At 58.1% G+C, this 14171-nt stretch carries 13 protein-coding genes and 1 tRNA gene; 10 read left to right on the forward strand and 4 right to left on the reverse strand.

What is annotated here, in order from left to right; all coding sequences use genetic code 11:
* Window positions 1-7: 7 nt before the first annotated feature.
* Together secD and yajC are read right to left on the reverse strand one after the other, a co-directional pair.
* On the reverse strand, window positions 8-1669 hold the full coding sequence (secD, locus tag AC0V6N_RS07795; RefSeq protein WP_486171009.1) for a protein translocase subunit SecD: 1662 nt from the start codon (window positions 1667-1669) through the stop codon (window positions 8-10).
* A 67-nt stretch (window positions 1670-1736) separates the two neighbouring features.
* Window positions 1737-2063, reverse strand: a complete 327-nt coding sequence (gene yajC / locus AC0V6N_RS07800) for a preprotein translocase subunit YajC (RefSeq protein ID WP_486172447.1) — start codon at window positions 2061-2063, stop codon at window positions 1737-1739.
* 266 nt (window positions 2064-2329) lie between these two features.
* Here yajC and AC0V6N_RS07805 point away from each other — a divergent pair.
* The 9 genes from AC0V6N_RS07805 to AC0V6N_RS07845 all read left to right on the forward strand — a co-directional run bounded on the left by AC0V6N_RS07805 (window position 2330) and on the right by AC0V6N_RS07845 (window position 9883).
* A tRNA-Pro gene (locus AC0V6N_RS07805) sits at window positions 2330-2406 on the forward strand.
* A gap of 221 nt (window positions 2407-2627) precedes the next feature.
* A complete protein-coding gene (locus AC0V6N_RS07810) occupies window positions 2628-4757 on the forward strand; it encodes a TonB-dependent receptor plug domain-containing protein (protein ID WP_486171010.1) in 2130 nt (709 codons plus the stop codon).
* A 41-nt stretch (window positions 4758-4798) separates the two neighbouring features.
* Window positions 4799-5698, forward strand: a complete 900-nt coding sequence (locus AC0V6N_RS07815) for an HpcH/HpaI aldolase/citrate lyase family protein (RefSeq protein ID WP_486171011.1) — start codon at window positions 4799-4801, stop codon at window positions 5696-5698.
* Between the two features lie 67 nt (window positions 5699-5765).
* Complete coding sequence (locus AC0V6N_RS07820; protein ID WP_486171012.1) at window positions 5766-6179, forward strand: holin family protein; 414 nt, start codon at window positions 5766-5768, stop codon at window positions 6177-6179.
* A 76-nt stretch (window positions 6180-6255) separates the two neighbouring features.
* Window positions 6256-6657, forward strand: a complete 402-nt coding sequence (locus tag AC0V6N_RS07825; RefSeq protein WP_486171013.1) for a BLUF domain-containing protein — start codon at window positions 6256-6258, stop codon at window positions 6655-6657.
* Window positions 6658-6690: 33 nt separating this feature from the next.
* Window positions 6691-7143 carry a type II 3-dehydroquinate dehydratase gene (locus AC0V6N_RS07830; RefSeq protein WP_486171014.1) on the forward strand — a complete coding sequence of 151 codons (453 nt, stop codon included), beginning with the start codon at window positions 6691-6693 and terminating at the stop codon, window positions 7141-7143.
* 157 nt (window positions 7144-7300) lie between these two features.
* Entirely contained in the window at window positions 7301-7786 is a 486-nt protein-coding gene (accB, locus tag AC0V6N_RS07835) for an acetyl-CoA carboxylase biotin carboxyl carrier protein (protein WP_486172448.1), read from the forward strand.
* A 7-nt stretch (window positions 7787-7793) separates the two neighbouring features.
* Window positions 7794-9143 (forward strand): acetyl-CoA carboxylase biotin carboxylase subunit, encoded by a 1350-nt coding sequence (gene accC, locus AC0V6N_RS07840; protein ID WP_486171015.1) that lies wholly within the window; start codon window positions 7794-7796, stop codon window positions 9141-9143.
* Entirely contained in the window at window positions 9140-9883 is a 744-nt protein-coding gene (locus AC0V6N_RS07845) for a hypothetical protein (protein ID WP_486171016.1), read from the forward strand. Before accC ends, AC0V6N_RS07845 begins: the two co-directional genes overlap by 4 nt.
* A gap of 9 nt (window positions 9884-9892) precedes the next feature.
* Here the strand turns inward: AC0V6N_RS07845 and AC0V6N_RS07850 are convergent, their stop codons facing one another.
* On the reverse strand, window positions 9893-11041 hold the full coding sequence (locus AC0V6N_RS07850) for a serine hydrolase domain-containing protein (RefSeq protein ID WP_486171017.1): 1149 nt from the start codon (window positions 11039-11041) through the stop codon (window positions 9893-9895).
* A 179-nt stretch (window positions 11042-11220) separates the two neighbouring features.
* Between AC0V6N_RS07850 and AC0V6N_RS07855 the strand changes: the two genes are divergently transcribed.
* Window positions 11221-12294, forward strand: coding sequence for a hypothetical protein (locus AC0V6N_RS07855; RefSeq protein ID WP_486171018.1), 1074 nt, complete (start codon window positions 11221-11223; stop codon window positions 12292-12294).
* A gap of 164 nt (window positions 12295-12458) precedes the next feature.
* Here the strand turns inward: AC0V6N_RS07855 and AC0V6N_RS07860 are convergent, their stop codons facing one another.
* Complete coding sequence (locus AC0V6N_RS07860) at window positions 12459-14153, reverse strand: saccharopine dehydrogenase family protein (protein ID WP_486171019.1); 1695 nt, start codon at window positions 14151-14153, stop codon at window positions 12459-12461.
* Window positions 14154-14171 lie beyond the last annotated feature (18 nt).

Raw genomic sequence — 14171 nt, forward strand, 5'->3', positions numbered from 1 at the left:
CGCTCCCTTAAATCGTGATGTCTTTGGGGCGGTTCGCGCTGAGATAGCCCGAGACCCACATCTTGGTCAGCGTCAACGCGGTGAAGACCGAGGTGACAAGACCGATAACCAGAACAACCGCAAATCCGCGGACCGGGCCAGAGCCGAACCAGAACAGCAAAGCGCCTGCGATAAAGTTGGTGATGTTCGCATCGTAAATCGCGCGGCTGGCTTCTTTATAGCCGTTTTCGACCGCGGTGATGACTTTGCGCCCGCGTTTTCGCTCCTCGCGTATTCGCTCATTGATCAGCACGTTGGCGTCCACCGCCGCGCCGATTGTCAGCACAAAGCCTGCAATGCCAGGAAGCGTAAGAGTGAAGTTACCGATCGCCATCGCACCCAGCAGGATCATCACGTTGAAGACCAGCGCAATAGTCGCATAAACGCCAAACCGCCCATAGGTCGCGATCATCAGCGCGATCACGGCAAGGCTGCCGATCATCATGGCCAGCAGACCGCTATTGATCGATTGCTCGCCCAACTCAGCGGACACGGAGCGTTCTTCAACCACTTGCAGCGGCACAGGCAGTGCACCTGATTGCAGTGAGATCGCCAATTGCGCGGCGCTATCTGCGGTAAAGCTGCCGGAAATCTGCGCCTGACCACCAAGGATCGGTTCGCGGAAAACAGGAGCGGAAATTACAGTACCATCAAGGATGATCGCAAAACGCTTGTCGACATTCTGAATACTGAGATCCGCAAAGCGCTGACCGCCTTGCTGGTCGAACTGAATGTTGACGACGTTTTCGTTGGTGCGCTGGTCAACTCCGGCATTGGCATCGATCAAGCGATCACCGCGAATACCGTTCAAACGCTTTACGCCGAGCAGTGGCGGAGCACCTTCCGCTTCGCCTTCGGGATAGGGGACCATCTGGCTACCAGGCAGTGCGGCCTGACGATTGGTGCTTTGTTCATCGACGAGCTTGAATTCGAGAACCGCAACTTCTTCGAGCTGTTCTTTCAAACGCTGCGGATCATCCAGGCCCGGAACCTGCACCACGATGCGGTTCTCGCCTTGGCGAATGATCGTTGGCTCGCGCGTACCGAGCGAGTCGATACGTTTGCGGATCACCTCAACGGCGGCTTCCATTGCGTTGTTCAGCGCAACGGCCTTGCCGCGATCTGTGGGTGATAGGACCATACGTTGGCCATCCACGACCTCCAGATCCCATTCACGCACAAGGCCATCGCCCATCATGATCGGCTCAAGCTCGCCGCGTGCGCGGTCAATATCGGCTACGCTGTCCAGCAGGAAAGCAAGCTGCCCATTGGCGCGCGACATGTCGCTGGTTTCGATTTGCGGAGTCGCCTGACGAAGCGCGGCTTCTACCGCCTCTTCCATATTTTCGAGGCGCTGCGCATCGACATCCGCAGGGTTGGCTTCAAGCAAGAGGTGTGATCCGCCTGCCAAGTCCAGACCCAGATTGACGCGGGGTAGCGAGCTTTCGTCTTCATCATCGCCAGACGAAGACGCTTCAGCCAATGGATCAGCTTCTTCACCCTCAACTTGCGCAACAACAGGCTCTTCACTGGCCATAAATGGCTCAAGCAGCGAAGGCAGAGAGGCCGCCGCAAATGCCAGGGTCAGTGCCCAAAGCGAAATCTTCTTCCAGAGTGGAATTTCAAGCATTGGCGCTCTGTCTAAGTCCTGTCTCGTGAATGTGTACTGTCAGCGCTGGCGGTGTGCCGTGCCGGAATTAGTCGTTTGCAGGCTTGCCGCCCGGCTCAATCAAATCGGCGATAGTGTGCTTGACCGCTTTGACGCGCACGTCTTTGGCCAGCTCAATTTCAACATAAGTGTCATCGGTCTTGATAACCTTGCCGACCAGACCGCCTTGGGTCACGATCTGATCGCCCTTTTTAAGGCCAGCGACCTTTTGCTGATGTTCTTTCTGCCGCTTCATCTGCGGGCGGATAATCAGGAACCAGAAGATCACCACCATACCCAGGATCGGCACAACAGTACCAATCAGCGGGCTCGGACCCTCACCGGCACCAGCTGTAGCGGCTAGAATATCAAGCATCATGTTTCAAAACCCGTGCAAATTCGTGTTCGTGGTTGCCCGGCTGTAAACAGATGGAAATGCTGGTTTGATCAGCACACCCTTCCCCCGAAGATACCGGACTATCCCATGTAAGTGGGCGCGGTTAGCAGCAATGCAAGCGGGCGGCAATTGGTGACCTGAAAAGGTGGTGCAGAGCTGCATCACTTGCTCACTTGCCCTTTGCCAGATCAAGCCGCTTGCATGTCCAGCACGCCAAGCTTATAGCGCGCCTCCTCCACTGGATACGGGAAGTAGCGCAGCCTGGTAGCGCATCACACTGGGGGTGTGGGGGTCGCAGGTTCGAATCCTGTCTTCCCGACCAGTGGAGCACTTTTCTCAATACATATGCCGACTTTTTCGAGGCGAGGCCGCACCGATCCCGCTTTGCAAACCAGTGCGGGGCGAGCAGTTTGGCTCTGCGCCTTCCCGACCAGTTGAGCTTTTTGCAAGTTGGTCCGAAGCAGCAAAGCTCTTTATCGATAGCGAAATGCTGTTCGTCCCTTGAGCCTGTTAATTTATGTTAGCCGTGCGCAAGGAACTTTCATGAACCCCTCGCGTTCCGTCCGCTCTATGAAGCACTTGTTTTCCCCCGCAGCCCTGTTGAGCGGCGCAGCCATTGTCGCGCTAGTTTCCGCACCTGCAATGGCGGCGGAGAACGCCGAAACGGCTATGCTGGATCAAACCGGCGAAGCGTCTGCAGAAGCGAATACGCGGCGCACCTTTACTCCTGAAGATTTCGCGCGATTTGCCCCGCGCAATGCGCTGGATATGGCAGAGCAAATCCCTGGTTTTTCGATCCGCGATGGTGATGGATCGCGTGGGCTTGGACAGGCCGACACCAATGTTCTGATCAATGGCCAGCGTATTTCGGGCAAGTCAAACGGAGCCGTCGCCTCGCTCCAACGCATCCCGACTGAAGATGTCGTCCGGTTGGAGCTGGTGGACGGTGCAAGCCTCGATATTGGCGGGCTCTCGGGCCAAGTGCTCAATGTCATCACCCGCTCCACTGGCGGTATCACCGGGCAATTTCGGTATTCGGCAGAGTGGCGCAGCTTTGGCGTTCCGTTCCGCTGGGGCGATGGCCAAATCAGCCTTGCGGGCGGCGGTGAGCAGACCGAATGGACGCTCAGCTTTGAAAACGATTCCGGACGACGCGGCAATCAGGGGCTGGAGCAAGTGTTCGACAGCACTGGCGCGCTAATCGACCTGCGCGATGAGCAATCGAACTTCAATTCTGATCGCCCCACCCTCTCCGGCTCGTTCGCGCGCACGGCGGACAATGGCAACATCCTCAACCTCAATGGTCAGGTCGCGGCCAACATCTTTCGCCAGACCGAAACATCTTTTCGCACAGGCACGATCGATCCAGCCGACCGGTTTCGTCTGTTTGAAAGCCAGGAAGATGAATTCAATATTGAGGTTGGCGCAGACTACACATTTGGGCTTGGGCCCGGCCGATTAAAGCTGATCGGCTATCACCGCTACGAAGACAGCCCGACCATCTCATCCAGCATTACAACCTTCGATGATGGCCGCGTTGCCGAAGGATCGCGCTTTGTCCGCGACGCTGATGAAGGCGAAACGATTGGGCGCGCGGAATACAGCGTCAAAGGGCTCGGCGGCGATCTGCAATTCGCAGCGGAAGGCGTCAAAAACTACCTTGAGATTGATTCCGCATTGGAAGTTCGCGGTGCCACAGGCGCGCTCGAGCCTGTTGAATTTGACGGAGCCAGCGCCCGTGTTGACGAAGATCGCGCAGAGGCAACGGTAACCTACAGCAGGCCGCTCACAAATAATCTGCAATTGCAGCTGTCAGTCGGCGGCGAATATTCAAAGATCAGCCAGACCGGCGCGCAAGGGCTGACGCGCAGCTTCGTCCGGCCTCAGGGCTTTGCCGCGTTTGACTGGAAAGCCAATGACAGTCTGAACCTGTCTGGCCGGATTGAGCGGGTCGTTGGCCAGCTTAATTTCTTTGACTTTATCGCCTCGACAGACCTCGATGAAAACCAAGTCAATGTGACCAACGCCAATCTGGTCCCCCCGCAAAGCTGGTTTTACGAGCTTGAAGCGACGCAAAGCTTGAGCGAGCTTGGATCTCTGAATATCCGCGCGTTTTACGAAGAATTTAGCGACATCGTCGACCAGATCCCTATCGCTGGCGGTGGTGAAGCGCCGGGCAACCTTCCTTCCGCAACCGTGATGGGCGTTGAAGGCGAACTGACGCTGCTGTTCGACCCGATTGGTATCGAAGGCCTGCGGTTTGATGGCAGCCTACGCCTTGCGGACAGCGAGCTTGATGATCCGCTGACCGGCGAAAGCCGCGATATCTCCGGCTTTAACTTCATCCGCGTACGAGCGGAGCTTCGCCAAGATTTCAGTGGAACGCCTTGGGCCGTGGGCGCCGCCTATCGGTTCGGCGAAAGACGGCCCAATGTGCGGCTAACCGAAATTGGGCAAGGCACTGATCGCCCCGGTTTTGGCCGCGTCTTTGTCGAGCATAAGGATGTCTTTGGCCTGACCGCGCGTTTCCGCGTCGGCAATCTTCTTGACCAAAACGACCGTCTTGAACGCACCCTGTTCGCCAATCGCGCCTCTGGATTGATCGACCTCGTCGAAGATCGCCGCAGACGCTTTGGCACGATCTACTCCTTCGACATTGAAGGATCGTTCTAAGCGTCCTACTCGGCTCAGCAGCAGCTTTTTAAGGACGTTCCATGACCACCACCCGTATGCGCAGCTGGCTATTTGCACCCGGCGATAGCGAGAAGAAGATGGGCAAGGCGATTGCCAGCGATGCCGACATCGCGCTGCTCGATCTGGAAGATTCGGTGGTGCCTGATCGTAAGGCTGATGCCCGGTCAATGGTCGCCGCAGCGAATGAGAGCGCGCCTGAAAAATCACGCGTCTGGGTCCGGGTGAACCCACTTTCGAGTGGCCTGACTGAAGCGGACCTCGACATGGTTGTGCCAGCCGCGCCGGGCGGAGTCTTTCTGCCCAAAGCGGAAGGCGGGCACGATGTGGCAACTCTCAATGAAATGCTGACTGCGCGCGAAGAGGCAGCAGGGCTGCCCGCAGGCTCGATCAAAGTCGCTGCTCTCGTCACAGAAACCGCTGCGGCTATGTTCACCACCGGCACCTACGACAGCGCCCAAAAAGGGCAGAAGCGTCTGGTCGCAATGAGCTGGGGCGCGGAAGACCTCTCGAGCGAATTGGGCGCACGCGAACAGCGCGGTCCCGATGGCGAATACACGCATGTGTTTGAAATGGCGCGCAGCCTATGCCTGCTGGGCGCGGTGAAAGCAGGTGTTGCCCCGATTGAAACCGTCCAGCCGGAATTCCGCGACCTCGAGGCATTAGAAACCCGCGCCCGCCGCGTGCGCGCGAAAGGGTTTCGCGGAATGCTCGCCATTCACCCGGCACAGATCGCGCCGATCAACGCGGCCTTCACGCCAAGCGCGCAGGAGCTCGATCATGCGCGCGCCATTGTTCAAGCATTCGCCGACAATCCGGGTGCTGGCGCGGTGCAACTCGATGGCAATATGCTCGACCGTCCCCATCTTGCGCTGGCTGAAAGACTGCTGGCTGAGGCGGGTCACCAAGGCGGCAACGGCTAACGCGTTTTCCTACACGAACCATTTTGGTTATTCCCATTGCGACTCGCAAACAGGAGCGGCACGCGCAATGGCAATTCTCGAAACTCTAATCGGCCCAATCACCTCAATCCTCGATAAGATCATCCCAGACAAGGAAGCCCGCGCCAAAGCTCAGCTCGAGCTGCTGAAGCTCGAAGGGTCTCAGGAAATGCAGCTGATCGAAACGCGGCTGCGTGCAATCGTAGCAGAAGCGAATTCGTCCGATCCATGGACCAGCCGTGCGCGCCCCAGCTTTCTTTACGTGATGTATGTGCTGATCCTCACCGCATTGCCGATGGGTCTGCTCAGCGCTCTTAACCCCGGTGCCGCCAGCGATATCGCCAAAGGCATGAACACCTATTTGGGTGGCCTTCCTGAAGAACTCTATATGCTATTTGGCACCGGCTATCTCGGCTACACCGCCGCGCGCCAATGGGGTAAAGTGAAGGGCGTCGACCGGTAGTGCGCAATTTCGCGCGTTCCTCCTTAACAGGCCGGAAACCACTTGCGGCTAGCGACCTTTATCAAAGGGGCTAGAAATGATCCAAATCGTGTACACCAGCGATGCGACTGAGGCACTGCGCAGTGGCGACGTGTTTCGCATCATCACCGTTTCGTCGACGAACAACCCCACCAATGATCTCACTGGCTTTCTCATCTATGCAGGAAACCGGTTCTTCCAGCTGCTCGAAGGGCCTGAGGATAAGGTTGACGCGCTTTTGCAAAAGCTTGCGCGTGATCCGCGCCACACGAATATCACGGTGACCTCGCGCCAGGACATCGCAGAGCGTACTTTCCCCAAATGGAATATGAAGCGCATTGATGGCGCGCTTTCACCGATGGAATTGAACCACCGAGTGCCCGAGCTTGAGGCGGCATCGATGGAAACGCGCAAAGCAGTGGTCAATTTTCTAGAGGCGGCCTCCGTTTCACAGGTCTAGCCATCGCGCAGGGTGCCCCCTAAAAGAGCGCGCATGCCTGATAGCACCTCCAACACCGTCTACGTCTTGAACGGCCCCAACCTCAACCTGTTGGGCCTGCGCGAGCCTGAGATTTACGGCTCCACAACTCTCGATGAAATTGCTGGCATGCTGGAGGACCATGCGCTGGAGCTGGGCCTTGCCATCGATATGCGCCAGACCAATCACGAAGGGATGCTGGTCGATTGGCTGCATGAGGCGCAGGCCGAGGGCGCGCGCGCCGTTTTGCTGAATGCTGCCGCCTACACTCACACCTCCATCGCGCTGCTCGATGCAATCAAGGCAATTACCACACCGGTTGTCGAAGTGCACTTGTCCGATCCCAAAACGCGCGAGGCATTTCGCCACACTTCCTATGTCGGCATGGCAGCGGCGATGACTGTCGAGGGGCACGGGGCAGACAGTTACCGGGTCGCTTTGGAAGCCGTAGCGTCAGGCAAAGTCTGATAGCGGTCGCAAGGCAAAGGCGTTCATCGAATTAATCTTGCGGAATTTGCGGCAATTGCCACTTGCCAGCCGCAATTCGCGTGAATAGTCACACTCGAAACCAATATAAGGGGCATGCATGGCTACCAAGAAGCCAAGTGCAGGATCAAAATCCGGCATGAACATCGATAGCGCACTTGTTCGCGAGCTGGCAGAGCTGCTGAACGAGACTGGGCTTACCGAAATCGAAGTGGAAGACGATGATCGCAAGATCCGCGTCGCGCGCGAAATGGGAGGCGGCGGTGCAGGCGGCCTTTCGCCTGCACAAATCACCGCTTTAACCGGTCGGTTTCCCAGTTCTCCTGAGCCAGCACCTGCTGCTGCTCCCGCTGCGGCACCCGCGCCAGAGGCCGCTCCTGCGGCTGACGATGCCAACGCGCTCAAATCACCGATGGTGGGCACAGCCTATCTCGCGCCAGAGCCTAGCGCGCCAAACTTCATCAAGGTCGGCGACAGCGTTTCCGAAGGCGACACGCTGCTGATCGTCGAAGCGATGAAGGTGATGAACCCGATCACCGCTGATAAAGCGGGCACGATCAAGGCGATCCTGATTGAAAACGCGCAGCCGGTTGAATTTGACCAACCGCTCGTCGTTATTGGGTAGTCCAGACATGTCGATCACCCGCATCCTGATCGCCAATCGCGGCGAAATCGCTTTGCGCATCCACCGCGCAGCGCACGAAATGGGCATTGAAACGGTCGCGGTGCACTCCACCGCTGACGCCGATGCCATGCATGTGCGGCTGGCGGACCATGCCGTTTGTATCGGCCCACCAGCGGCAACGGACAGCTATCTGAACCACGCCGCGATTATCTCCGCTGCCGAGGTTTCCGGCGCGGATGCAATCCATCCGGGCTACGGTTTCCTTTCCGAAAACGCTCAATTTGCCGAGATCGTCGAAGCGCATGACCTTGCCTGGATCGGACCAAAGCCAGAGCATATCGTCACAATGGGCGATAAGGTTCAAGCGAAGAAAACCGCCGGCGACCTAGGCCTGCCGCTGGTCCCCGGATCAGACGGCGCGGTGTCTGACCCTGTCGAAGGCAAGAAAATCGCGGCCGAAATCGGCTATCCCGTGATCATCAAAGCTGCCAGCGGCGGCGGTGGACGCGGCATGAAAGTGTGCGAAAGCGAAGACAGCCTCGAAACGCTGATGCAGCAGGCAGGCTCCGAAGCCAAAGCCGCCTTTGGCGATGCGACCGTCTATATAGAGAAATATCTCGGCAATCCGCGCCACATCGAATTTCAGGTGTTCGGCGATGGCAAAGGCAATGCGATCCATTTGGGTGAGCGTGATTGTTCGCTGCAACGCCGCCACCAGAAAGTCCTCGAAGAAGCGCCCTCCCCTGTCATCAGCGATGATGAACGCATGAAGATGGGCGAGGTCTGTTCCAAAGCGATGCGCGACATGGCCTATCGCGGGGCTGGCACGATCGAATTTCTGTGGGAGAACGGCGAGTTCTACTTCATCGAAATGAACACGCGCTTGCAGGTCGAACACCCTGTAACCGAAGCGATTACGGGCGTTGACCTTGTGCGCGAACAGATCCGCGTTGCGGCTGGCAAGCCGCTTTCGGTGAAGCAGGAAGATCTTGAATTTCGCGGCCACGCAATCGAGTGCAGGATCAATGCCGAAGACCCGTTCAACTTCGCGCCTTCACCGGGCAAAGTGACCCATTACCACCCGGCTGGTGGGATGCATGTGCGGGTCGACTCAGGCCTGTATGCGGGCTATTCGATCCCACCCTATTACGACAGCATGATCGCCAAGCTGATCGTCTATGGCCGCGACCGCGAAGGCTGCATCATGCGCCTGCGCCGCGCGCTGGAGGAAATGGTGGTCGAAGGGGTCAAAACCAACATCCCACTGCACCAGGAATTGCTCCGCCAAAATGACGTGCTGAACGGCGATTACACGATCAAATGGCTCGAAAAATGGCTGGAAGAGCGCGAGGGGTGACATCAGGTCTGCTCGATGCGGATGAAGTCGTAGAGTCGCTTTATGAAGCCTTTGTAGTCTATCCAGCTCCAAACCACATTGCCCGCTCACCGGCAAAGAATGCGAACGATCAACAAAGCTATGATGATTTGGTAGCTTGGAAACTTCGTGAGATTCCGGCGAGCGCAATCAGACCTTTTGCGATATCTGCGCTCTACACTGTCGGAAACGACACAGACTTTCGCCACTACCTGCCACGAATTCTGGAAATTATTGCTGAGCAAGGAAGCGTTGCAGGAATTGAGATTTGGGCTGTAGCCACCAAATTGATCTACGCAGACTGGCATCTATGGCCGGAGCGGGAACGGGAGGCTCTCAGGTGCTACTTCGCCTTTGGTTTTGAGCAGGCTGCAAGCGACAATGCTGGGTTTGCGCCTGAATTTGATGACTGGCTCATATCCATTCTCGCGATTGGCGAAGATCCAGTCGCCCAAATAAAGCGCGCCTTAAGCCTGCATTCGACGCACACAACAAGATGCCTCGCCGAATTTATTGTGACGTACCAGTCCCATCTGCGACGCAATGGCGACCTTGGAAGCGATGTTTGGAACGTGATCCCCGAGCAAAATCAGAGAGCCTTTGTAGAATTCCTGAGCTCTGATCGAATGCAGAATTTGCTATTGGCCCATGGAAGTGAAGCGACGCAGGAGGAGACGTTTAATTACTTCAGTCCCGCGCTCGATATCATCGAGGGCCTCTAAACCTATTGATCACTCGCGCGCGTCGATCTCTTCCATGAATTCGCGCGCTGCGTTCATCATTCCCTCATAGCGACCAAACGCCAGTCCATCATTGCGATTGCACAGGGCGATCACACTGAAATCACGGTCAACGAAGCGGGCATGGTGGGCATTGTGCCCGACCCAGCCGCCGCTGTGCTGGAGGATGGTTTCACCCTCTGCGGTCTTGCTCACATTCATGCCGTAGGCGTAGCCCGCCTCCGCTTCCCCTTCGCCGCCGAGCAAGGAGATATCGGCGACATAGGGCGTGTGCAGTTTGGCGATGAATTCAGGGCCGCCTTCGATGTCGCCGGTGGCAAGTATTTGGTCCCAGCGCGCCATATCGGAAAGGTTGGTGTGCACCCCGCCATCGCCAACCCAGTCGAGATTGGTCATGCCAATCGTGAAAGAGCCGTCTTCATGCGCGGTGTAGCCTTGCGCGCGGCCCGGTACGATCTCACGCACATTGTCGTTGAAGAAGGTGCTGGGCATGCCGCCCGGTTCAAACAACTCATCACGCGCAAAGTCTCGCAAGCTCTTGCCGCTTACCCGCTCAACCGTCTGGCCGAGCAGGAAATAGGCAAGGTTCGAATAGTTGAAGCCCGCATTCGGCCCGTGTTCGAGCGGTTTCTTGACCACCTCAGCCATGAATTGCTCGGTCGTCCAGTAATCCTGATCGCCAAAGCGGAAAGGTTCTCCGGGGCGCACTTCGAAGCCGCCATAATCGCCCATTCCGCTGATGTGATGGACCATCTGGCGCACTGTGACTTCGCGGCCATAATCGGCAAGCTCGGGCAGATAGGTGTGAATGTCAGCGTCGAGATCAATCTCTCCGCGCTCGGCCAGCATCGCAATTGCGGCCGCGGTGAATTGCTTTGAGACAGAGGCGATGCGAAAGACCGTGTCGCGGGTGATGGGCAAGCCGTGTTCAACATGAGCAAGGCCATAGCCTTTCTCAAACACCAGCTCCCCACCCCGCGCGATGCCAACCGCGCAGCCGGGCGATGAGCCTTCGGTGGCGCTCGCAAAGACAGCATCCATCGCAGGACTTGCCGTATCAGCAGGTGACTGGGCAGAGGCAGGTCCGCTCACAATTGAGGCGAGAATGATAAATCCAGCCAGACTTCCCGTTTCGCGCATTCCCTTGCCCCTTTGGCCTATCAGTTACGGGACGCATTTGATGTCAGCAAATCTCGTTTGAAAAGCGGCGCTCGACCAAATGCGTTTATGACGCGGCCTATGTCTTTTGAAGGTGCCCTTCTATCCACTCAACCTGCGTAACGAATTGGAAATTAGCGGTTTGCTAGTACACTGGCGCAATGGCGACACTGACTGACAACCGCGCCTATCGCGCTTTTTCCGGTCTGAGCGGGCTTTGGTGGACGCTTGCTGTCTTTGGCCTGTTTGGGCTGCTGGCGATTGTGTTGCTCGGCTTTATCGCCCCGGCACTGTCCGGCACCATCTTTTGGATCGCGATATTCGTTGTCGCCATGGCTGTGCTGCGCATCAAATTGCCAATGGCAGCGGCGTTTTTCGCGGCAGCGTTTGTGACGATCATCTTCTTAGTGACCGTGCCGGCCATCTCCATATCGTCCGTGCACAATGAGCTAGAGCAATATGACAGGCAGCCCGTCCTTCTCGAAAACAGGGTAGAGCTGGATGGCGATATCTTTATCCAGACACCCAGCGGCGGAAGCCGCGACTTCGTGATCGCCTCAAGTGGCGAGCCAACCCATCATACAGTTGATCTGTTATTGGGATCGGGGGTGGCGAATTCGGTTACGATCGCTGCGGACAATCCCTCGACCAAGCCTTCAATCCCCATCGAGTTTCAGCCGCAACTCGATTACGCGGTCACCTACGGGTTCTCGGCGAGCGAGACATGCCAAACATTGCTGTCAAACTACCGCACACAGACAGGACCTAACCTTTCCAATGCACAATACCAGACGGCGTCGCAGATACGCGAAGGCTGGCTCCGGCAATTGCGCGAGGAATGCATTGAGCGCCAACCAACCCGCACAGCCAGCTTTGACTACATGGTCCGCTTCGGCGTCTGGAGAGAACTTGGTGATGATCTTGCGCCCACCAACGTGTTCGGGTTTTGGGGCGGCCCACAATTCAGGCCCAGACCCTATCGCGTCTACAAACCGGGAGTGATTGTCGCCTTCGCTGAGATTGTCGACAAAGGCGGCAACCCCGTGTTTCGGTTCTTCAACCCACGCGCGCATGCACTGGCATCGCCGCTCCAAATCGACTGGCGTAGGGGTAAAGAGATGACGCCTGCCTATGCCTATACCAACCTCAATGGCGAGTTGTCGCACCTGCAACATGACCGCCTGCCAAGCCCACTGGCTCACTCAATCTTTCGAACAATCCGTAATCCGAGATAGAGCGCACACGGGCGCCCCCATTTTCCTACACTTCGCCCGCCTGATAGCCCAAGGGAATGCGCCCAAAGCCGCCCCTGCTTAATCGCCTTAGCCGATCAAAAGGCGCATCTGTGATCGAACGGATTTCTTCGCTAGGACCGTGTAACATGCGGTCCATGTGTGGCTTACGTACGATGAACCGAGCCACCCGCTTCCTCCCTCAACCGTCCACGATAGGCGACCACGCGGCCCACGATGGGCGCGCCGATCTCGACATCAAAGGCGAACTCACCATCGATCTCAGTCTCGAAACTGGTGTCGAAAGGCATCAGCGCATGCGGCAGGGGAATGCCAAGCAGGAACCAGCGGCGCGGGATCAGGCGCAGGCGGTCGCCTTCCACCACCAAAGCGAGCGCAATGGAGACGGGGCCGAAGCGCTCGACCAGCAAGTGCTCGTTGCGTCCCTTACCCACCGACTGGTGAGAGGCGAAGACGCTGCCGCCGAAGTTACGGGTCCACAGCTCGCCTCCTCCGCTCTTGGCTCCATCCGGTTCGAGAGTGACGGTGACCGGGATGCTGGGTGCCTCCTTGGGGAAGCGGAACAGCGCTGCGGCGATGCGGGCGAGCACCCCCTTGCCCCGGCGCACCTCAGCCGTGCCCTCCCAACGCCGCGCCTTGGTCTCGGCATGAAGCGCTTGAACGCGCGGCGGCAGCGTGTCGAAGGCGGAACCCAGCAGGTGCTGGTAGAGCGGCTGGGTGTCACTCGCATAGTCGCGAAAGCCGGTGGTGATCGCTCGGCCTGCAAACAGCGCCTCGTAGTCAGCCAGCGACAGCGCGCCCACAGCAGCTCGTGCGCCGGGCTCAGGACGCTCACCTTGCAGCAGCTTACGCACAACGCCCTCCACCGCCATGGAGGGGATCAGGGGGCCGTCATCGCCCTCTGCCAGCAAGTGCCAGCTGTGCTCCGCCGGCCGCCCATCGCGGGTGCCGCGAACATGGACATAGGCACCGCCGCGATGCTCGCCAAAGCGCATCAGGTTAAGCACGCGGTAGAACAAGCCTGCAAGTGGCACCATGGAAGGAAGACGCAAGGCATAGCGTGCCTTGGCAAACAGGTTGAGCATGCGGTGGAGCACTTCGGGAACTGGCCCTGCCCCCATCCAGATGCTGCGGATCGAGGGATGCTCGCGCGGAAGAACGCGCAGGTCAGGCACGTCGACAAGCGAGTAGTGGATGGAGCGCAACGGAACCGCGCCGGGGGCTGCGACGGTGTAGCGGCGGCTCTCTGCCAGCCCCGCGCCATGCGCCTCGTGGCCATCACGCATCAGGCGCACGGGAGCGCCTGCATAGCCGATGACCGCGCGCATCACGTTGAGCCCGACGCCCGCGTATGGGGACGGGGCGATGCCGCCCTCGACCTCATGCACCTCCATGTGCTTGGCGACTTCGGTAAGGACAGCGGCAGTGAGCACGGGGAAGCTGGAGACGCCGGAAAGGACGACAGTACCCTTGGCACGGGCGGCAGTGTCATAGCGTTCGATCCCGAAAACGAAGTCGGCTCCATCGGCCAAGTCAAGGTAGTCGATCCCGCTCTCGATACAGGCTTCGACTACGCTGTATGGGGCATCGCCGTAAGCCTGGAATGGGCCGGATGCATCGACCACAAGGTCGGGTTCGTGCTGGCTGAGCGCGGCTGCGATGTCCGCTCGGTCAAGCGCGAGAGGGAGGACGCTGGCTGCACCGTCGAACTGGTCGCAATAGGCGCGTGCCTTGGCCTCGCTGCGCCCGGCAATGAGCATGGTGAGCGCTGGCAGATCGCTGAGGAGGTGTGCGAGCCGACCGCCGAAAACGCCATAACCGCCAAGGATCAGGATCTTCATAATGCTCCCCTCCTATGG

It is taken from the genome of Erythrobacter sp. S57(2025) (genome assembly GCF_057365055.1).

Excerpts from the sequence above, each read along its gene's own strand:
- secD (WP_486171009.1), bottom strand. The coding sequence starts at position 1,669 with ATGCTTGAAATTCCACTCTGGAAGAAGATTTCGCTTTGGGCACTGACC.
- yajC (WP_486172447.1), bottom strand. The coding sequence starts at position 2,063 with ATGCTTGATATTCTAGCCGCTACAGCTGGTGCCGGTGAGGGTCCGAGC.
- AC0V6N_RS07810 (WP_486171010.1), top strand. The coding sequence starts at position 2,628 with ATGAACCCCTCGCGTTCCGTCCGCTCTATGAAGCACTTGTTTTCCCCC.
- AC0V6N_RS07815 (WP_486171011.1), top strand. The coding sequence starts at position 4,799 with ATGACCACCACCCGTATGCGCAGCTGGCTATTTGCACCCGGCGATAGC.
- AC0V6N_RS07820 (WP_486171012.1), top strand. The coding sequence starts at position 5,766 with ATGGCAATTCTCGAAACTCTAATCGGCCCAATCACCTCAATCCTCGAT.
- AC0V6N_RS07825 (WP_486171013.1), top strand. The coding sequence starts at position 6,256 with ATGATCCAAATCGTGTACACCAGCGATGCGACTGAGGCACTGCGCAGT.
- AC0V6N_RS07830 (WP_486171014.1), top strand. The coding sequence starts at position 6,691 with ATGCCTGATAGCACCTCCAACACCGTCTACGTCTTGAACGGCCCCAAC.
- accB (WP_486172448.1), top strand. The coding sequence starts at position 7,301 with ATGAACATCGATAGCGCACTTGTTCGCGAGCTGGCAGAGCTGCTGAAC.
- accC (WP_486171015.1), top strand. The coding sequence starts at position 7,794 with ATGTCGATCACCCGCATCCTGATCGCCAATCGCGGCGAAATCGCTTTG.
- AC0V6N_RS07850 (WP_486171017.1), bottom strand. The coding sequence starts at position 11,041 with ATGCGCGAAACGGGAAGTCTGGCTGGATTTATCATTCTCGCCTCAATT.
- AC0V6N_RS07855 (WP_486171018.1), top strand. The coding sequence starts at position 11,221 with ATGGCGACACTGACTGACAACCGCGCCTATCGCGCTTTTTCCGGTCTG.
- AC0V6N_RS07860 (WP_486171019.1), bottom strand. The coding sequence starts at position 14,153 with ATGAAGATCCTGATCCTTGGCGGTTATGGCGTTTTCGGCGGTCGGCTC.